Source organism: Gemmiger qucibialis (assembly GCF_027689445.1).
Taxonomy (GTDB): Bacteria; Bacillota; Clostridia; order Oscillospirales; family Ruminococcaceae; genus Gemmiger; species Gemmiger qucibialis.
The window spans coordinates 137298-155762 of record NZ_JAQFEN010000005.1 but is presented as its reverse complement, the minus strand read 5'-3'; the positions used below and the strand labels follow the sequence as shown (position 1 = coordinate 155762).

Annotated in this window: 24 protein-coding genes and 1 tRNA gene; 2 read left to right on the top strand and 23 right to left on the bottom strand. The window is 54.3% G+C overall.

The features are described 5' to 3' along the window. The first annotated feature begins 27 nt into the window (after positions 1-27). Together PG062_RS09640 and PG062_RS09635 are read left to right on the top strand one after the other, a co-directional pair. The gene (locus PG062_RS09640; RefSeq protein ID WP_078785336.1) at positions 28-270 is read left to right on the top strand and encodes a type II toxin-antitoxin system Phd/YefM family antitoxin; all 243 of its coding nucleotides are present in this window, start codon (positions 28-30) and stop codon (positions 268-270) included. Then, positions 267-644 (top strand): type II toxin-antitoxin system death-on-curing family toxin, encoded by a 378-nt coding sequence (locus PG062_RS09635; RefSeq protein WP_270752128.1) that lies wholly within the window; start codon positions 267-269, stop codon positions 642-644. The genes PG062_RS09640 and PG062_RS09635 overlap by 4 nt, the downstream gene beginning before the upstream one ends. A 37-nt stretch (positions 645-681) precedes the next feature. Here the strand turns inward: PG062_RS09635 and PG062_RS09630 are convergent, their stop codons facing one another. From PG062_RS09630 to PG062_RS09520, 23 genes are all read right to left on the bottom strand, one after another. Next, positions 682-1518, bottom strand: coding sequence for a VirB6/TrbL-like conjugal transfer protein, CD1112 family (locus PG062_RS09630; RefSeq protein WP_256273105.1), 837 nt, complete (start codon positions 1516-1518; stop codon positions 682-684). 33 nt (positions 1519-1551) lie between these two features. Further along, entirely contained in the window at positions 1552-1872 is a 321-nt protein-coding gene (locus PG062_RS09625; RefSeq protein ID WP_270752127.1) for a hypothetical protein, read from the bottom strand. Beyond that, on the bottom strand, positions 1869-3626 hold the full coding sequence (locus PG062_RS09620; RefSeq protein WP_408611411.1) for a VirD4-like conjugal transfer protein, CD1115 family: 1758 nt from the start codon (positions 3624-3626) through the stop codon (positions 1869-1871). The genes PG062_RS09625 and PG062_RS09620 overlap by 4 nt, the downstream gene beginning before the upstream one ends. Before the next feature lie 39 nt (positions 3627-3665). Further along, positions 3666-4481 carry a DUF4240 domain-containing protein gene (locus tag PG062_RS09615; RefSeq protein ID WP_270752177.1) on the bottom strand — a complete coding sequence of 272 codons (816 nt, stop codon included), beginning with the start codon at positions 4479-4481 and terminating at the stop codon, positions 3666-3668. A 5-nt stretch (positions 4482-4486) separates the two neighbouring features. Beyond that, positions 4487-4792 carry a hypothetical protein gene (locus PG062_RS09610; RefSeq protein ID WP_270752124.1) on the bottom strand — a complete coding sequence of 102 codons (306 nt, stop codon included), beginning with the start codon at positions 4790-4792 and terminating at the stop codon, positions 4487-4489. A gap of 82 nt (positions 4793-4874) precedes the next feature. Beyond that, positions 4875-5789, bottom strand: a complete 915-nt coding sequence (locus PG062_RS09605; protein WP_270752123.1) for an ArdC family protein — start codon at positions 5787-5789, stop codon at positions 4875-4877. Beyond that, positions 5790-6530, bottom strand: a complete 741-nt coding sequence (locus tag PG062_RS09600) for a PcfB family protein (protein WP_270752122.1) — start codon at positions 6528-6530, stop codon at positions 5790-5792. After that, positions 6527-6778 carry a DUF4314 domain-containing protein gene (locus PG062_RS09595; protein WP_270752120.1) on the bottom strand — a complete coding sequence of 84 codons (252 nt, stop codon included), beginning with the start codon at positions 6776-6778 and terminating at the stop codon, positions 6527-6529. Before PG062_RS09595 ends, PG062_RS09600 begins: the two co-directional genes overlap by 4 nt. A gap of 20 nt (positions 6779-6798) precedes the next feature. Continuing rightward, the gene (locus tag PG062_RS09590; protein ID WP_270752119.1) at positions 6799-8115 is read right to left on the bottom strand and encodes a relaxase/mobilization nuclease domain-containing protein; all 1317 of its coding nucleotides are present in this window, start codon (positions 8113-8115) and stop codon (positions 6799-6801) included. A 17-nt stretch (positions 8116-8132) separates the two neighbouring features. After that, entirely contained in the window at positions 8133-8441 is a 309-nt protein-coding gene (locus tag PG062_RS09585; protein WP_113999134.1) for a plasmid mobilization protein, read from the bottom strand. 83 nt (positions 8442-8524) lie between these two features. After that, positions 8525-8863 carry a hypothetical protein gene (locus PG062_RS09580; RefSeq protein ID WP_270752118.1) on the bottom strand — a complete coding sequence of 113 codons (339 nt, stop codon included), beginning with the start codon at positions 8861-8863 and terminating at the stop codon, positions 8525-8527. Positions 8864-8950: 87 nt separating this feature from the next. Continuing rightward, on the bottom strand, positions 8951-9700 hold the full coding sequence (locus PG062_RS09575; RefSeq protein ID WP_333559410.1) for a DNA-methyltransferase: 750 nt from the start codon (positions 9698-9700) through the stop codon (positions 8951-8953). 66 nt (positions 9701-9766) lie between these two features. Next, positions 9767-10366 (bottom strand): LbetaH domain-containing protein, encoded by a 600-nt coding sequence (locus PG062_RS09570; RefSeq protein ID WP_270752114.1) that lies wholly within the window; start codon positions 10364-10366, stop codon positions 9767-9769. 2 nt (positions 10367-10368) lie between these two features. Beyond that, positions 10369-11079 carry a hypothetical protein gene (locus tag PG062_RS09565; RefSeq protein WP_270752113.1) on the bottom strand — a complete coding sequence of 237 codons (711 nt, stop codon included), beginning with the start codon at positions 11077-11079 and terminating at the stop codon, positions 10369-10371. Continuing rightward, positions 11076-11915: a DUF6017 domain-containing protein gene (locus PG062_RS09560; protein ID WP_270752112.1), complete on the bottom strand. Its 840-nt coding sequence runs from the start codon at positions 11913-11915 to the stop codon at positions 11076-11078. The genes PG062_RS09565 and PG062_RS09560 overlap by 4 nt, the downstream gene beginning before the upstream one ends. 68 nt (positions 11916-11983) lie before the next feature. Next, on the bottom strand, positions 11984-12928 hold the full coding sequence (locus PG062_RS09555; RefSeq protein ID WP_270752111.1) for a DUF3991 and TOPRIM domain-containing protein: 945 nt from the start codon (positions 12926-12928) through the stop codon (positions 11984-11986). After that, positions 12928-14112 carry a methionine adenosyltransferase gene (gene metK, locus PG062_RS09550; protein WP_270752110.1) on the bottom strand — a complete coding sequence of 395 codons (1185 nt, stop codon included), beginning with the start codon at positions 14110-14112 and terminating at the stop codon, positions 12928-12930. Before metK ends, PG062_RS09555 begins: the two co-directional genes overlap by 1 nt. 13 nt (positions 14113-14125) lie before the next feature. Continuing rightward, complete coding sequence (locus PG062_RS09545) at positions 14126-14533, bottom strand: DUF3846 domain-containing protein (protein WP_270510891.1); 408 nt, start codon at positions 14531-14533, stop codon at positions 14126-14128. Then, the gene (locus PG062_RS09540; RefSeq protein WP_270752175.1) at positions 14514-16454 is read right to left on the bottom strand and encodes a SpaA isopeptide-forming pilin-related protein; all 1941 of its coding nucleotides are present in this window, start codon (positions 16452-16454) and stop codon (positions 14514-14516) included. The genes PG062_RS09545 and PG062_RS09540 overlap by 20 nt, the downstream gene beginning before the upstream one ends. Then, a complete protein-coding gene (locus PG062_RS09535; protein ID WP_333559404.1) occupies positions 16387-16614 on the bottom strand; it encodes a DNA cytosine methyltransferase in 228 nt (75 codons plus the stop codon). Before PG062_RS09535 ends, PG062_RS09540 begins: the two co-directional genes overlap by 68 nt. 183 nt (positions 16615-16797) lie before the next feature. Then, positions 16798-17070, bottom strand: coding sequence for a plasmid segregation centromere-binding protein ParR (locus PG062_RS09530; protein WP_270752109.1), 273 nt, complete (start codon positions 17068-17070; stop codon positions 16798-16800). Next, on the bottom strand, positions 17067-17996 hold the full coding sequence (locus tag PG062_RS09525; protein WP_270752108.1) for a ParM/StbA family protein: 930 nt from the start codon (positions 17994-17996) through the stop codon (positions 17067-17069). The genes PG062_RS09530 and PG062_RS09525 overlap by 4 nt, the downstream gene beginning before the upstream one ends. Before the next feature lie 349 nt (positions 17997-18345). Then, positions 18346-18420, bottom strand: a tRNA-Cys gene (locus PG062_RS09520). Positions 18421-18465 lie beyond the last annotated feature (45 nt).

Sequence of the window (18465 nt, the reverse complement as noted above, 5' to 3'; positions counted from 1 at the left end):
TACTATATGTAAAGGAGGCGTTGAATTATGGTTATTAACACAGACAATCTTGTATCCATCACGGAGGCCAACCAGAATTTTTCCCGTGTAGCACGGATGGTTGATGAGAACGGCGCGGCGGTCATCTTAAAGAATAATGTCCCGCGTTATGTGCTAATGGAGTTCAGCCAAGTCGAGGACGAGCAACAGGCGAAAGACGAGGACATTCTCGAAATCTCCAAGCGCCTGATTGCCAAAAACAAGCAAGCCTATGAGGTACTTGCCAAATGAAAACGCTGAGCAAGGAACAGGTTTTGCAACTGCACGATGCCTTGCTGGAAGAATTTGGCGGCACTGCCGGTGTCCGTGACGATGGTTTATTGGAATCTGCTTTGAATGCTCCTTTTGCTACATTCGGCGGGCAGTATCTATATCCATCCGTACAGGCAAAGGCGGCACAGCTTGGATTTGGCTTAGTCTGCAATCACCCATTCACGGATGGCAACAAGCGCATCGGCGCCCACGTTATGCTGGTTTTTCTGGCAATTAACGGAATTGAACTTGACTACACGCAGGAAGAACTGATTGACATTATTTTGCAAATTGCAAGCGGTCGTGCAAAGGCAGTGGATTTGCTGGAATGGATTCTCTATCATCAGGCATAATATTTGCGGCGCACCATAATGGTGCGCCGCTTTTGCTTTACAATCCCATAATTTCCTTAACAATGCGGTCACAGCCCTTAATTGCTCCCACCAGCACCAGCAGGTTGAACGCCAGTTCCCCAACGTAAGTCCATACCGCCGTCACCACAGATGCACCGGTATCCACGGCGGGCGGGCTGGACGAAATGGCGGAGAAAATAATGCAGGACAAGGCAATCACCACGCCCTGCAAACAAACGCCCGCATAACTGCGGATAAAGTTCTTGCCCACGCTGCTGGTGGGTTCACCCGCAAAGGTAGACAGCGGTATCGGCGCAATGGCGGCGTACATCCACAGGCTGAACATTCTGCCGTAGACCGTCAGAATCATCGTGAACGACAGCACCGTAATCAGCAGCCCGCCGATCAGTGTGACCGCCCACAGCGGAATGGAATCCCAAAAGCCCACGTTATTGATGGCATCGATCAACTCCTGCGGCAGCGATACGCTGCTCATACCGGAGCTGCCCGATTGGGTGATAATCGTGGACACCATGCCCTGCACGATGGAGAACACCGCCAGCATCAATTCCAGCCCATACGTCACCGCACCCTTGGCCAGCGCAAAGCGGATGAACAGCTTGAGCGCGTGTTCAGGCTTTTTGACTTCCACAAAGCTGCCGCAGGTTTTCATAACGCCTACGGCAAAAAACAGCACCAGCAGCCCATAACCGATTGCCTGCAACGCACCGTGGATGCCGGTCATAACGCCCCAGACCTGCCCGCCTTTGAATGTCTGCGGACTTTCGGTCAGCAGCGACCAGATTTCCGCCAGCTTGTCGTTCCATGTGGAGAGCGCGGCGTTTAAGTTGCTGACGATCCATGACTCACCCACAGGGCATCACCGCCTTTCCTCTTGGTGCGGTCCTCACGCGGTAATGAGGTCGAGGATTTCCTTGGCGAAGGTAATCACCAGACCGCCCGCCAGCGTCAAAAAACCTTGACTGCGCTGGCTGGGGTCGTGGCTCTGCAACGACAGACCGACCTGCACAATGCCCCACCCAAGCAGGATGAGCCCCACGGCGCGAATCAGCGAAAAGATGAACGTGGAGAGATTCTCCACGACCACCAACGGGTCACTGGCAGCAAAGGCGGGCAGGGCAAAAACAACGCCGCACACCATGACGGCGTACAGCGCAAACAAATTGAGAGAAATTTTCACGTATTTTTTGTTATGATTCAGCTTCATTTGGGCCTCCGAATTCTTTGTATGGTTGGCTTCATCTTTGCCGCTTCGGCGGGCAGAAAATCGTCCATATCCAGCAGTTCATAATTTTCGGGTGCGCCGGGCAGATCCTCCAGCGCATTGCCGGCGGCGGTATAGTCGTAGGGAGCTGCGCCGCCGTCCTCGGTGTAGCGGATGTTCGGATGTTTGAGCAGATTATACTTGAAATCCACCACAGGGCGCTCCCCTCGGATGAACAAAATGCATTTGCTGTTGTCCAGCAACCGCACCTCGTCCGGGGTCATGAGGTCGCGTCCAGATTGCTGGTGGTTGATGCTGTAACTGCCGCTGCGGCCTTTGCTCTGGTTGTAGCTGGTGGTGGAGATGGTTTCCTTTCCCAGCAGTTCCGAGACATACTTGTGGGTTTCCTTTTCAGTGCCGCCGAGATAGAGAAACTCATCACACAGACCGACCAGCGATTCCCAATCGTCCTTGTACATGGCTTTCAGCTGCGCCATGTTCTGCACGATGATGGAGCAGAAAATGGCGCGGGAACGCATAGTGGCCAGCGCCGACAGGAATGTATCTTTCGGCAAAGAAATGTTCGCGTACTCGTCCATCAGGCAATGCACCGGCACAGGCAAGCGTCCTTTGTGTACGCGGTCTGCTTGGCGGTACAGCGTCTGGATTAGCTGGGTATAAATCATACCGACCAGATAGTTGAGGGATTTGTCCGAATCCGGGATGCAGCAGAACAGCGCGATTTTGCGCTCGCCCAATTCCTGCAAGTGCAGTTCGTCCGTCATCGTCAGCTTGGCGATGGACGGCAGATTGAATGCAGCCAAGCGTACACCCACGCTGACGAGGATGGATTTTGCGGTCTTGCCAGCCGCTTGTTTGAAAATGCGGTACTGCTTACAAGCGATGCTGTCGGGTTCACGCATTTCCAAGCGCTCGAACAGGATGTCCAGCGGAGATTGGTAGTTGTCATCGTCCTCATGGACTTCGGCGGCGGCTATCATCTCCATCACCATAGAGAAGTTTTGTTCTTCGGGCGGAGCCTCGTGCAGCAGGTACAGCATGAGGGCTTGGAGCAGGGCTGTTTCGGACTTGGTCCAGAACGGATCGCTGCTCTGCGCATGGGGTGGCGTGGTATTTTGAATCAGATTTTCTATCAAAGTCAACACTTCACGGTCATCATGCACATACACAAAAGGGTTGTAACAGAACGATGCGGCAGGGTTTATGAGGTCAAAAACAAGTACCTCATATCCCTTTTGTTTCAGCAAATTGCCGGTCTTACGCAAAATTTCAGCCTTGGGATCTGTAATTACCATAGAGCAGGCACATTCCAGTACATTCGGCACACCATAGGTTCTGGTCTTGCCTGCGCCGGAGCCGCCGACAATGAGGATGTTCGTGTTATGCTTGTGTTTGTAGCCATCTATCCCGATGTGGAAATGTTGCGTCAGCAGCAGATTCGGCCCTCGCCTGTCCATGTAGAACTTGTTCAAGCGGAACACATCGCCCCACGCCGCCGAGCCATGCTCCGCACCGGGGCGGGTATTCCTCTGATCCGTCACGGCCACGATAACCGCTACCGCATAAATCACCGTAAACACCAGCAAAAAGCGCAGGCTGTCGCTGCTCCAAGACAGATCAAACGGCTCTGCCAGTGCGCTGTCCAGCGCATCCAGCAGAGCCGTTATCCTCATGCCCGGCTGCCAGCGGCAAGCCACCGCCAGTGCCGCCCACCAGACGAGGGGCAACGGCAGCAGCCAGACCCACCAAGGATTCTTTCTTCCCGGCGTGGTGGACTACCTTTCCTCACCGCGATGGTGCAGGCGCGTTCGCTGTTCCGCATCCCACGCCAGCCGCTTCTTCCAAAGTTTGGGCAGAGTGCTGGCAATGTCAGGGCTTAGCTTTCCTTGCCGTGGTTGGGGCGTTTCCTCGCGGATACTTTCTCTCAGATAATCCCACTCCCACCTGCATGAAATGTGTTCCAGATAAAACTTATCGTAGCTGTCCAGCCCGCTGATGTCGATGTAGTGCTGTACTTCAAGGCCGAGCAGGTAGCGGTCAAATGCCTGTTCCTGCTTACGGTTCGGATAAAGCAGCACACGCATGATTTCTGCATCCAAGGCTCCAGGGGGTTGTAACAGAGTGGGGTATTTGCGGCGCAGTTCCTTGGCGATACCTTCCTGTGTAAAGTAGGTTGGCAATGCTCTGCCCACAAAGGCAAAGCTTGTTAGATACCCGCAATCTTCCCATTCAGTGTCGTTGAACGGAATCTTGAACTCGGCAAGCGCATCAGGCTCTTTCAGCGCCTGCCGAAAGACATACTGTCCTTGCAGAATCAGCCAATTTTTGAAATAGTCGAATCGGTCATCCGAGGTACCGCCGTTGATGATACAGGCCGCGGCAATCAACTGCGGGCTGTTTGCTATCCTGCGGTATTCCTGCCACGCGCAGTCGAAGCCGACTAATTCATCCGGGGACAGCTTCAAAAGCTGCTTGTACAGGGATTCCCGCAGCGGTTCGGCTTCCAGCGCTGGTACTATGGCTCTGGCGTTATCAATGATCTTCCAAAACTTATCTTTCGTCATAGGAATGTTCTCTTGCCAGTTCTGCATCTTCTTCACCAGAGCAGCAGCGGGGTGTGGGCGTGGAGCAGCCGCGCCAGCGCGTCATCCACGGCATCGGTATAGCCGCCCTCAGCCAAGCGCTGGGTACGCAGCTGGTTGAGCGCTGCTTTTGCCAGCCGATACTCTGCTGCTGACAGCGTCAGCTTGCCGCCTGCGGGCAGATCGTTCACCCGAAGAATCAGCCGCCCGGTAACTTCGGTGCTGCCGCCGTTGGCGCGCTGGCCGTAGTAGACATCACCCAGCGCCCGGAGCAGGATGCTTTTGTTGGCACGGTCAAGTTTAACTTTACGTTCTGTCATTGTTTTTCACCATCCTTTGCTCACAGCATATCATAGAACCGCCGCAATAGCTATCCGTCATTTGAAAACAAACGGAAAACAATCAGCCGCGCTCCCGCTGGCGAGATTGCTTCTTGGCAGACGGCACGGCAACAGCGTATTCTGCGGTGGGCGGTTCGCGGGACTGTACAGCCAGCGTGCGACTCAGACTGCGCAGCAGCCCACCACCAACGATGTTCACATCCGTCAGAAAGCCCCGCTGCTGTTCTTTGCCCAGATTGCCGTACAAGGCAACCACGCGGTCAAAGTTGAAAGCGGCGGTGTCAAGCCCATACCGATGTGCGACCATGTAGGCGGCACAGTAACTCGGCGCAGCGTAGGCTTGACGGTTGTAGGTGTAATCCTTGTGAAAATCTGCCTGTGCGCACTCCCGAACGACGGCGCACAGCGTCGTGCCTGCATCCATGCCGTTGCGGACATAAATCGTGCGGTTCTTGGAAACATACTGCGCTTGGATGCCGTCTGGCAGACTGTCCGAGATTTGGATCGGCACCGGGCTGCTCTCGATGGCCGCGGCGACCAGTTCATCCACTTGGTAGTTAGCGGGCGGTGGCACAGGTCTGCCGCGCGTCTGTGTAATGTCGAACACCTTGCCGATATTATACCCGGAAGCCTTTCGGCCGTTATTCTCGTACACCTGCCCCACAATGGCCGTGTAACCTTCCTCGCCGGTACGGATATGCCTTCCGGCATCCTTCCATTGCTGGAATGTGCGGGCGTCCGTGATGTCGGCGTTCTGGCCGGAGAGCAAAAGCTGGTTCGGCAGCGAGTTGCGGCATTGCGACATGAAGTTGAGAAATTCCTGCAAGGCCGGGGCATCTGCCAGTACCTCACCCATGCGGGCATCCACCTGCACCCAAATCGCTTCACGCTCGGTTTTCTTCATGGCAGCGTATTCTTCCTTAGAATACTGCGGTTCTGACGGCGCTACGTTGTTGAGATATTTATTCAGGTCCATTTACAGTGTTTTCTCCTTTCGCTTGATTTTTACCGGCATCCTAGGCATACGGTTTTTCGGCGGCTCAACCTTGCGGCGCAGGTAGGCGGTGATGTCGCTTAATTCCATGCGCACGCTGGGGCGCTCACCCTTGGCCCGAAGCTGATCGGCGCGCGGCGACGGCGAGTTTGCAAAAGATTTGCTGCTGTCGGAGAAAGGCTCGGACGGACTGGCGTTCTCCGAGCCCTGCGGAAAACCCATGTTGAACTGCTCCTCGTCTGCGCCGACCTCAAATTCTACCGCGCCATCCTCGGTCTGGACGCGCTCGGTTTCCGGGGTAGGCTCGCTGCGCTCCTGCTGTACGGTGTCGATAAGTTCTGCCGTGCCGGTGTCCACAACAGCAAGTTGCAGCTTGTCGATGATGCGGTTGGCCTTGGAAGCATCATCCTGTAAAATGGCGATCTCAATGTGGTCGGGGTCCATCTTGTCACGGATGGGGCAATACAGCAGACCATGCGCCTTGGAGGCGCGGGCAAAATCGTGCATACGGTCTTTGTCTACCGTGAAAAATTTCAGCGGCTTCTGCTCTTTCAGCAAACGGATTAGGTGCGTTTTGCCGTGGGTCTTTTTACTGTCGTGCAGCACTGCCTGTGCGAAAATAAAGAAGTTTTTCGCAGCGGTGCCGGAGATGCGCAGGGCAAACTCTGCACCCTCCAGCGAGTAGCGGACGACCTGGTCTGCGGGTTCAGAGCCGTAATTCATCTGGCATCACCGGCCTTTTCTTTGGACGAGGGCAAGCGGCTGAACGAGTCCACGCCGGGGATGAGGGCAAGACTGCGCCCGCAGTCCCAATTCATGTGGATTTGTCCGGCATCATCGATGAAATCAACGGTTCCCATAGAGCCGGGAGGCACGGCCATCTCATCTTCCATACAGCTGAGTTGCAGCCGCGTGCCGGGCGGGTACTTGCGGCGCAGGTGTTCGATGTAGTCTTTGTTGGGGTATTTCATGGGCATCCTTCCTTTCAAGATTATAGTGTCAAATCAATGTTGGGGCGGAGGTCACGCTCGTGTTCCTGTTCGCGCTGTTGTTGTTCGGCGCGGTCACGGCGGGCTTCGGTGAGGTGCTGCTGCACCTCGATTGAATTTTCTGCAATTTTGCGGCAGAGGCGTTCTTCTTGGCGAAGCTGCTTTAGGGCTGTGTTGACTTGCTGGATGCGTGGGCTGTCCGGGTTTGTTTTGTACAGCGATTTTCTTTCTGCAGTGAGCTGGACAATTTCACCCAGCTTGGCTTGTCGGTAGGTTTCCAGCTGTGCCAGCGTGTCAATGTTGTTCTTAGATAAAAACTCCATCTGCCGGATGCGCTGGTCCAACTTGTAGGCATCCTGCCGCACGGCATAACTTGGACGGCGCGGCTTGCGAGGGAGCGCACCCAATTCGTACAGGTAACGATAATACAGCGCCCGCAGGCCGGTCAACTTGCGGCGTGGCTTGCCGCTGCGCAGACGGCCATGTTGGATTGTTGGTGGATTTTCCACATAAGGGCGGTAGCTTCGTGGATACAGGATGTGCGTCTGGATTGCTTCGGGGGTATACCTCTTGCCCAGCGTTTTGAATCGAACAAAGCGCTCTTTTCCGGGCGGACGCAGGATGGGATACTTGCGCCCCATGCGTACCTCATAGCCATTGCGCTCCAGCGCGTTAAGAAACTGCCGCCATGTAAGGCTTTGTTGAATTGCTTCGTCCACATCCTGCCGGATGGCAGTGCGCCATGTGGGTTGGTTGTTTTCCTCCGCCCTCCACTTTTCATATTGCCGCTTTCCTCGCAGCGATTCCGGTGTTTCAATGATGGAAAGCCCATACTTTTGGCAGAGCGCGTCTGAAAGGGCGCGTACTTCGGTATAGTAACTTTTACTGTTGCTGTGGTACTTCTTTCCATCCTCCAAGCTAACGGCGCTCCATACAATGTGGTTGTGGTAATGCTTAGTGTTCAAATGCGTTGTCACAATTGCTTGGTATTTCCCAAGCAATAGCTGTTCTGCAAATTCGACACCGATCTGGTGCGCCAGTTCTGGAGTTACCTCCCCTTCTGCAAAACTCTGGACAAGATGGTATCCCTGCACACCGGTTTCTTTGTGCCAGCGAAGCGTATTTAATCGCATATCTTCAAAGGCGCTGGTGGTTGTACAGCCCAGTCCTGTTTCAAAACAGGCTGATTCGGTTTTATCCCGGTTTGCCGCATAGTCCACAGCTTCTTCCAGTGATTTCGGTGTCGTTTTTGATTTGTTTTGTACATAGTCCACTGTGCGGTCAAGGCGGCGCACAGGGATCACGGATGTGTAAGCCATTTTTCATAGTGACTCCTTTACCAGTTTTCTTTTACTTCCCGCCAGACCTCTTGGGTTAGCCGGGTCATTTCATCCACACTCCCCTGCCCTGCTGTTCCGGTACTGTTGGCACGATGGGCAAGCTGATTTGCATTGTTGCACAGCCCTGCCACCTTGCGGAGTAGATCGGCATGGTGCGTGCAGGGGCGCGGATGGATTGCTTTTCCTGCAATGAGCGTGCGCAGGTATTCCTCTCGGTTCAGACTGCTGGCCGCAACCTGCCGATTCAAGAATGATAATTCATTCTCATCGACATGGAATGAGACAACAAATCTGCGTTTACGCACGGCAGGGGTTTGGGGCATCCCCAAAATGTGCGTCTGGTCGACCAGACGCTATGCTAGCAAAACACGACACCCCGCAAAACGGTTCATGACACAAGGTCGTTGCCCTCCGAAACGGCTTTCTTCAAACCGTCCAAGGTCGTGACAATGCGGTTATACTTCTGTGCCAAACCGATCTGCGCGTTGGTGGTTGCATCCTGATTGCGGCTGCAGACCACCAGCATCGGGCAGCGCAGCAGCTTATCCCTTACAATAGCGGTGTACTCGCTGCGTTCTACGGCATCTTCCAGCACCAAATACTGGCTGTCCTGCAATTTAGGGCATACCGGCAGGTAGCCCAGCAGGTATACCTCACGGCAATAATTGCGCAGGTGTTTGGAGGTTGCGCCCTCGCTGGCGCAGATAAAAGCCCAAGGTCGTTTCATTTTCGTGGTTCCTTTCTGAATTTCGGAAGTGAATCAGATTTGATTCACTTTTCGGTATTTCTTGCAAAATAGTGAATCAGAACTGATTCACTCGGCATTTTCATCGGCTGCAAGGACAGTTTTCGGCCGTTCGGTGCTGCGTTGGAAGTAGGCGTCCGACATTTCGATGCCGACAGCCTCATAGCCTTCCTGCACAGCGGCCAGTACTGTGGTGCCTGCCCCGGCAAAGGGGTCAAGGATGCGCCCGCCCGGCTCGCAGATCTGCACCACATCCCGCATGAGCTGCAAGGGCTTTTCGGTGACATGGATGCGGTTCTGGGGATTCGGGTAACGGAACACGCCCGGTAGACACCCAACATTTCTCTCAAGCGGCATTTTGCCGTTGGACCCCCACACGATGTACTCAGACTGCTGGCGGAAGCGTCCTTTTTGCGGGCGGCTGGCGACTTTATCCCACACGGCTACACCGCGCCAGGTCCAGCCCGCCCACTGCAAAGCCAGCGTCATGGCGGGCAGCTGCCGCCAATCGATGAACAGGCAGACGGGCGCACCGGGCTTGGCAATGCGGCGGGCGTCCTGCAGCCATGCCGCCGTCCAGAACATCCAACTCAGCTGATCCATCTGGTCGGAATCGAAGTCGGGCAGCGCCTTTTCTTTGCTCATGCTGCTGTACTTTTCGTTGGTGCTGCGGTTCTTGGTGGTCTGGCTGCTGCCGCCGCTGGCATAGGGCGGGTCGGTGATGATGGCATCGAAGCTGTTCGGCTCAAACTGGCGGAGGATCTGCAAAGAATCCCCGTGCAGGATCGACCAGCGGTCACCGCCGCAGTGCTCGGGCATCCGGAAATCAGGGGTGAGAATGTTGAGCGTTTCGGGAGTGTTCGTCAAAGGCATCTTCCTTTCGTTTTAGCGTTCATTTTCGTGGTGTTTTGTTTCTTTTGGCGCGGTTGATGCGGTGACTTTCGGCCTCTGGGCAGGCACAACACTGACAGTGTCATCTTTCAGGACAAAGCAGTCCGCCGTGGTATTGTAAAGTTTTACACCTGGCAGCACTATCGCACTGCCCTGACATACCACATTGCCGGTGAGTTCCCCATAGACACGGGCGTTGCCGCCAATCATGGGCGCACAGCGCGTTTGTTCATCGCTGTTTAAGATGGCATTGCCACAGATGCAGCTATTGCCGGAAATATATCCGTCGCAAACAATGGCGTTGTCCTGCACTACGGCATGGTCAGCGATAACCGCGTTGTTTCCGACATAGGCGGAGTCCCTTGCCACGGCGGAATCCGCAAGTATTGCATCTCCGCCGATGTACGAATCCTCGCAGGCAATGGCATCTTTGCCAATCCATGCAAAGCCCTCTTGGTCGAGATTATCCTCGGTTTCGACAAAGCCGCCCAAATCACCTTTGTGAACATCTGTACCCACATCGGTCAGCGCCCGGATGCGGTGCAGTTTCGGGTTGTCCGGGTGGGCAATGTCGGTGATTTCGTATTTTTTCATCCTCATCGGGCGTCACCTCGGTTCGGTTTGTTTCTGGTTTTGGGCGTCAGTTCGGTTTCGACATACTCGGAGATAACGTTGAGCGCTTTGTGGTAGCTGTCGCAGGACATAACGCGGTTACACATTTCCTTGGCCTTGTCGCTCTGCCCGGCATTTTTCAGTAGCAGGGAGGCGCGACCCATGATGGCGAAAATGTTGCCGTCCTCGCCAAGCAATTTCATCTTGGGGCGCTGGGTCATCTGCACCTGCTCTTGAGTTTTCTCAAAAGTTGGCGTCATCTTGAATCCATCTTCCTGCCAGAAATGAACAGCCAACGTGCCATCCTCCACACGAATATCCCTCTGTTCAAAGCCCTCACCCCAGCCGTCACTGTACTGGCCGGAGATGTAGTTGCACAGGACGGTCTGCTCATCATCGAGCAGAGCTTCTTTCAGTTCCACGGTCAGACACCCGCACAGTTTGTTGCCGCAAATTTCAGCAGACGGCACAGCACTTACCACCTTGCTGCGGACAGAATCGTCCTCGTGGTAATACTGCATCAGGTCACCGTTGAAATCTGCAATGTCCTTTTTCACAGCCTCATCAACAGCGTCTGCGTATTGCAGCAGGTCATGGCCGTCCATTGGATAGCCTTCGTACTCGTTGTAAGATTCGTCCTCCCAGTCAGGTTCATCTGGGAAAAATTCCGCAGTCAGCGGAGAATAAAACTTCATTTCCAATTCACATCACCTCGGTTTCTGCCGTACAAATCATGGTTGATCTGCGCGGCGTAGTAGTTTTCAATCGTCAGCGGCGCATTGTAAAGCGCCGCCAGTAAGTATTTCTTGATATTGCGGATATGCGGCGGGTTGTCTTTCAGGCTGTCCAGCACATACTGGATATGCTGAGCTTCAAGTTTCAGGAATCTGGACTTCACTACCTCTGTCGGAAACTCGTCCCCCGCAATACGGATACTGCTGCGTTTGGAACAGACCGTGTCCAGCATGAGTTCCACCAGCTCATCCAATCGAATCCTATCTGCCGGATTGTTCTTTGCCAGAATGTCATACTCAATGTTTTCCCGAATCAAATCCCGATACTGCTCCCGTTCGTCTGCCGTGCGGATAGGATTAGATACGTTTTTAGTTATTTCTTTCTTTTGTTCTTTAGTATTTAATTGTGCAGGATTTGCCTGTACAGGTTTTTCCCGTTTTGGCTTTGCCTGTTTTGGTTGGGCACACTTAGGCGTTGCTTCTTCGGGACCTTGTTCCGGGGGCTGTGGCTGCTCTAAAACCGTGTACTCCATACCGCGCATCTGACCGTTCTTGTCGCGGATGCGGCGGCGGATAATATAACCCGCTGCTTCTAACTCGCGCACGGTGGCGCACACGCTGTCCACACCCTCTTTGCAGATGGCTGACAGCCCTCGCGTGGTATAATCCCAATCTTCGGGCAGAGACAGCATCAAAGATAAAAGCCCCTTCGCCTTGAGCGAAAGAGCCTTGTTGCGCAGATGATGGTTGGACATAATGGTATAATTTTGCGTCTTTTGTACACGGAACACAGCCATAACGATTTACCTCCTGTTTATGCCCTGTAAGTGGGCGAACGATTTCTGACTTTCATGTTGATCTCTCTCTATCGGCAAACTGCGCGGTGGGCGGCAGTTCTTGCCATCCGATTGTTTTTTGCCATATCAGCGTAATCTCCATTCTCGATGTTGGGCGGCAGGTCATGCACGGTGTATCGGTCAGCGTAGATTTTCCGAATGCCGACACTCGCCATGCGCCCTTTGGCATCGTTGTCCAGCCGCAGTTCTATCGTGGTGATCTCCGGGTGCTGGCGCAGAAATTCCTGCAAGGCCAGCGGTTCTTTGCCGGAGGATGAAACCCCGCCCAACGACAAACGGTATTTATCTGCAGCATCGCCGCAGAGCGTCATCTCGGCCATGGCATCTATGGCGGCTTCAAACACGGCCACGGTAGTGCCGGGCTGCATCGGCGGGATGCAGAATCCGTACTGTTTCTGACTGCCGGGAGCCTCCCTCTTGAACGGTTTCCCATAGTCATAAATACCGCGCAGAGCAGCATATTTCGGCACACCCTGCGGGTCTTTGCCCAAGAAAACACAGTTGTGATATTCTGCACTTTCGTACAGAATTTTTCTCTCAATACAGTATCGGATGGTAGGCAGTGAGATGCCGCGCCCCAGCAGATACCGCGTTACACGGTCATTGGTGGGAGCTTTTCGTGGAAGCTTAAACGGCGGGCGCTCGCGCTCCACCGCTTCATGCTGCACGGGGATGTACATCGGGCTTTCCTCGCATAGAAGCCGGACGGCCTCCACAAATGGAACACCCTCCACATAAATCATGTAATTCAATGCAGACTTTCCGCCAATGTCCCGGCTTTTCCAGTGCCAGACGCTCGACTCGGCGTTGATTTTGAAGCTGTCATGCTCGGCCAACTGGTACTCGCCGCGGGCGCTGCTTTTCACGAGCGAGTTGGGGCGATATTTTTGTAAGAATTCAATCGCCGACATCCGTCTGGCGGCGGCAATCTGCTCTTGTGTTACGCCGGGCATTACTGAATGTAAGAGATAAAGTCGCTCATGTTATCGACCTTTTCCCACGGGAAATCCTTGCGGCCAAAGTGACCTCCTGCGGCTGTATATTTGTAGATTGGGTTCGTCAGGTTCAGCTGCTTAATAATGCCAGCCGGGGTCAGGTCATACGCCTTACGCACGGCGGCAGCCAAACAATCATCTTCACAGGCGTCACAGGTGCCAAACGTATTCACATCCACCATAACCGGCTCGGCCTGCCCAATGGCATACGCCAGCGTCACCTGACAGCGTGTTGCAAGGTGTGTAGCAACAATGTTTTTGGCAATGTACCGCGCCATATACGCGCCGCTGCGGTCTACTTTGGTCGGGTCTTTTCCGCTGAACGCACCACCGCCGTGGGGCGCAAAGGTGCCGTAGGTATCCACCATGAGCTTGCGCCCGGTCAGGCCAGTGTCGGCATCCGGGCCGCCCTGCACAAACTTTCCGCTGGGGTTCAGGATGATTTCCGCATCATCGGCGGGCATACCGTCAAAGACCAGCGGGAACACATACTCGTCCAGCAGATCCGCCAGTTTGTCAATATCGGTATCCTCTTTGTGCTGCACAGAGATGACCACCGTAGTGATGCGCACAGGCGTATCACCGTTGTATTCCATCGTAACCTGCACCTTGCCGTCCGGGCCGATGTCCGGAATAACGCCGGTCATGCGGGAGATTTCCAGCAGCGTCACAAGGCGCTGGGCGGCAACCACAGGCATCGGCAGATATTCGGGTGTTTCGTTGCAGGCGTAACCGACCATAACGCCCTGATCGCCCGCGCCGAGGGTGTCCTCGTCCTCTCCCTCAGCCAATTCCGGCTCGACAGCGCCCGCAATGTCGGGACTCTGGTCGTGGATGTAGCAGTCGATTTGGTACGCCTTCGGGTCATAGCCGACATCGCGCAGGGTGTCGCGGACGATGTTGAATACATCCGGCTTAGCGCTGGTCGTGATTTCGCCCGCCACAATGATGTGACCGTGGGTTGCCATGACCTCACAAGCCACGCGGCTGGCGGGATCATGCTGCAGACAGGCGTCCAGCACGCTGTCGGCAATGAGGTCGCACAGCTTGTCGGGATGCCCGCGCATAACGGATTCTGCGGTGTAAAAGCGAGGATGCTCGTTTTCCTGCATGGTTTCGGTGTTTGCAAAAATGTCGTTCATAGGTACTTTCTCCTTATCTTTCGTAGCTTTCTTTTGTGTTCGGCGGCGGGGTCATAACACGGGCGTATTCTTCCGGCGTAGTGTGTTCCACACACAGGGTCTTGCCCAGCAGAAAAAACAGCTGCGGATCGTGGTACATTTCCTCGTAGTGCTTCATCTGCTTGGGCGTAAGGTCGGTAAAATCATCGCGGGTCAGACCGCAGATGAAAAATGTGCCATGGATAATGTCATAGTCACCCAGCATACGGTTCAGCGGCAGGTTTTCTGCAATACCGTTGTCGTTGCAGACAATGCCGACACGGTCCCGCCAAGGATACACGACCTCGATGGTGCCGCCGACAACTGCCTGCTCGGCTTCAAGGGTGTGTTCAATGTCTGCTTCGCGGGGGTATTTTCCGGGTTCAACGATCAGAACTTTCATCGGCATCCTCCTCATCAGAAGTTTCTTTCAGCGCTTTTTTCCGCTTAACGGTCAGCAGCACGATACCTGTCGCAGACGCAAGGGAAACGACCACGATAGCCAGCAGCGGGAAACCATCTCCTGTCTGCGGGAGGGTCTGCACCTTGCGCGGCGTAATAACCGGCGTGGGAACAGGAGTGGGCGCCGGGGTTGCAGCGGGCGTCGGCTGCGGTGTGGGAGCAGGGGTTGGTGTTGGCGTGTCCTCGCGGGGCGTAGCTTCGTCTATCATCTGAATCAGGCGTTTGTCGGCGCGCACCCATTCGGCATCCGCATTTTCGCGGACGAAAAGAAAAATCCCGTCATCAACGGTTTCCAACTTGAACTGCACCGAGTTAGCAATTTCAAAGCCGGCCGGGGCGGCATCTTCGGTCAGGGTGTAGATGTACTCTTTGGCTTCGCCTGACAGCTTGATAAATTCATCCGAAATGGGAACACGATGCGTTTTGTAATCTGTCACCCAAGTGTCAATAGCTTCACCGTCTGCATCACGGATCGTCAGCGTAGCGCCCGGCAGCAGATTGCAAGCAATGTCCGTTTTGTCGATATCCAACACAGGCGCATCCTGCAAGATGACAGTGGCCTCATCCAGTTTTGTCCAATCATCGTTGGATTTCACATAGACCTTATTGACCTGCTCTGTACCTTCCTGCACCAGCTTGAACACGATGCTTTCGGCTTCGGCATAGCCGTCCGGGGCACGTTTCTCCGTCAGGGTGTACTCTTTTTCAAGTTCCAGACCTCGCACGGTGTGCGGCACTTTGCCGGAGGTCCAGCCCTCTACCAGATTGCCGTCTGCATCACGGATTTCCAGCTTTGCACCGGGCAATTCTTTACTGTTGGTGATGTCCTGCTTGGAGATAGCTACGGTGGTGCGCAGGTTTGTGTTTGTTCCGTCCACGACCTGCCACGCGATTTGCTGACCTTCGTAGGTGAAGGTAACTTCCATAGGGGTGCTGTCCAGCAGATACCCGGCAGGGGCCTTGACCTCGACAATTCGGTATCTGCCGCTGTTCTCGCGGTTGGTACTTCGCGGACCTGCAGGGTCAATGTAATATTCGCCGCGAATCGGCACATCCACATCAAACCAAGTAAAGCCGCTGGCATTGGTGGCGCTGCCGGTGGCCAGCTTTGTACCGGCGTCCAGCAGCTTTGTACCGTCCGCGGAATAAATGTCATCCACGGTGTAGAGTTCATACACCGCACCGGGCAGATAGGTCAGCGCCTCTCGGTCCTGCTTGTAAATGCCTACACCGATTTTGCTGACCTTATCGCCGGGCTTTTCGGGAACAGGCAGCACACGGGCATTTTCAAACACAAGCGTCTGCCCATTCTTGTGGGCATTCGAGGCGTCCTTGACATTCACAATGCTGTACGAACATTCCTTGTCGCCGTCCTGCTCGTGGCTGACAATAGTTTTTGCCAGCACAATGTCATTTTTCTGGTTGTCCCAGCCGAATTCCACAGTGTAGCTCTGCTGGGTCAGCACAAAACCATACGGTGCTTGAACCTCGGTAATGGTGTACTTGCCCAGCGGCAGGGTCACAGCCACTTCGCCTTTGGTGCCATCATGGGAAACTTTCAAGAAATCATAGGTTGCCTGCGTGCGGGTGGGGCTGAATTTTACTTCATCCACCTGACCTTCCGTGCCGGTGGTAATAGTTGCCACCAAATCGCCGGATTTGTACCAGTAGGTACCTTGGCGGTCGGGTGTGGCAATGTCGGCTGCAGCGTGAATTTCGTACACCGCTCCTGCGAGGTTGTCCTGCGTGTAGATGAACTGTCCATCTTGGTAGTCGGTCAAGACGTTGCCCAGCTTACGGATGGTAAGCTGACCGAGTGTTTCGTGATTGCAGTATGGTGCTGGGGTCGGCTTTTCGGGCATCTTCAATGAACCACTCTCCCTTCGTGTCAAACAGGGCGTTGTAACTGCGGTTGGCGTATTTGTCGATTTCGCAGTGCCCTACGCATGTAAAGCCCCCGGCACGGGTCAGTCCTTCGCGGAAACCGCCGATGCCGGAGAACATATCTACGAACTTGATCAAGGGCACAACTCCCGATGGGGATGTTTGCCGCATCTGCGAAGGTGCTTAATAGGCGCCCCTCATCAAAAACAAAAGCAGCCTGTCACAGGCTGCACCGAACAAGATTTTTTTACCGTTCATAATGTATAAACCTCCTTTTGCCTTCTACTTTTCTACCTATTATTAAAACATTGGAATCACCCCCTACAGTGAATTCAGGAAATCGAGCGCAGAGTCTGGTATAGCATTCTCTGACAGTGGGCTTGGAACAGCGTTGGTTATGTTGACTGCCTGCAACTCCTCCCGCACCACCTTGCGGATGCTTTTCTCCAGCCTATCCGTCTGTTCTGCCGCAAGGATACTCTGCACCAGAAACTCTTTGCGTTTGGCAGGCGGCACCTGCTGCAGCAACGCCCACACGCGGCGGTGCTGCGGGTCGCTAAGGTTCGGACGGAAAACGTACTGCGGTCGTTTCATGCCTCGCTTTTACGGCGCGACACGGCGGTCAACGCGCGCTCGAATCCGACCGCGTTCACTTTGTCGTCCAGCAGGAAAATCGTCTTACAAAGCCCGTCTTTGGGGCTGAGGTGGCGGCTCACCACCGATGCGCCGCCACCCAATAGCACGGCGGGGATGGCGTGCAGGTCGAAGCCGGCTTCCATAGTGGCAGACAGCAGATGCTCTGTGTACTTGCGACCTTGTTTGTTCACAATGTCGCGCACCGTATCGCTGACCGTGCATGGCTGACCCGCCAGCATATTTTCGATTTGGGCATCCGTGAGGGACAGCCCGGTTTCGCGCCGCACCTGCTCCCGGATGTCATCTACGCAGCGGATCATGCCGAGTTCCAAGCTGTGCGCGGTGTCGGCCACAGGAATGGCATTGTCTATGCGCATAAGGTCCACCGTCCAGCCGCCGAGATCCATGAGGAGCATGGACGGCTCGTCCTGCAACAGCCCGGTTTCGGTCATGAGGGCGGCATAGCCCTGTGGGAAGACAGCAACTTCTTCGATGGTGATGCTGTACTCCACGCCCTCGAAGCGGAAATTCACAGGTTGCTTGCTTCGCAGCAGATAATCTTTGAACTTGGGTTTGTCGCGTCCGAAACTGGTCAGCGGCAGACCCGCCGCAATGCGCACCGAGCATTCGGGCGGCAAACCGCGCTGCTGAATCTCCTTTGCGATAGCTGCCAGTGTCAGCAGGTAGTAGTTGTCGTTTACAGTTTTGTCCCGCTGGATAGGCTGCCGCCCGGAGCCACAAACAAAAAAGCACCCGCCAAACTCTAAGAGTCCTTGGCGGGTGTAGGGTTCGTGTTCTCCGTAGCTTGTCAGTCCTGCCGGGAACGAGCAGTGTGCTGTTTTGATAGCATAGTAGCCGTGGTCAATACCGATAATGATGCTCATGGTGAGAATCCTCCTTATTATAATAGGTATAAAATGGAAAACCTGAAAACAAACTGAAAACTGCCTGGAAAAACAAAAAATCCCCGCAGCCAACAGGAAATTGGCTGCGAGGAAATTGAAAACATTCTGAAAACAGCAGGATTTATTCTGTTTTTTCTCAAAAAAATTGCCCCCTCCCCTGCCAAATTCCAGAAAGCGGCAGGGAAAGTGGGCATCAAGTTGGGGAAACCGCCCTAAAATGGTTGGACAACACTGTAAAGTCGTGTCCAAAAATCGGTTGGCGAAATCGCTGATTTTCGACGATACAGCAAAGAAAAAAGACTATGACATCTTTTTTATCACAGTCTTATGGAGGTGACGGGCAGATTTGAACTGCCGAATGAGGGTTTTGCAGACCCTTGCCTTACCACTTGGCCACGTCACCATAATAAGCAAAAAGCCGGCGTAAACCGGTTTCTTGCTGTTTGTC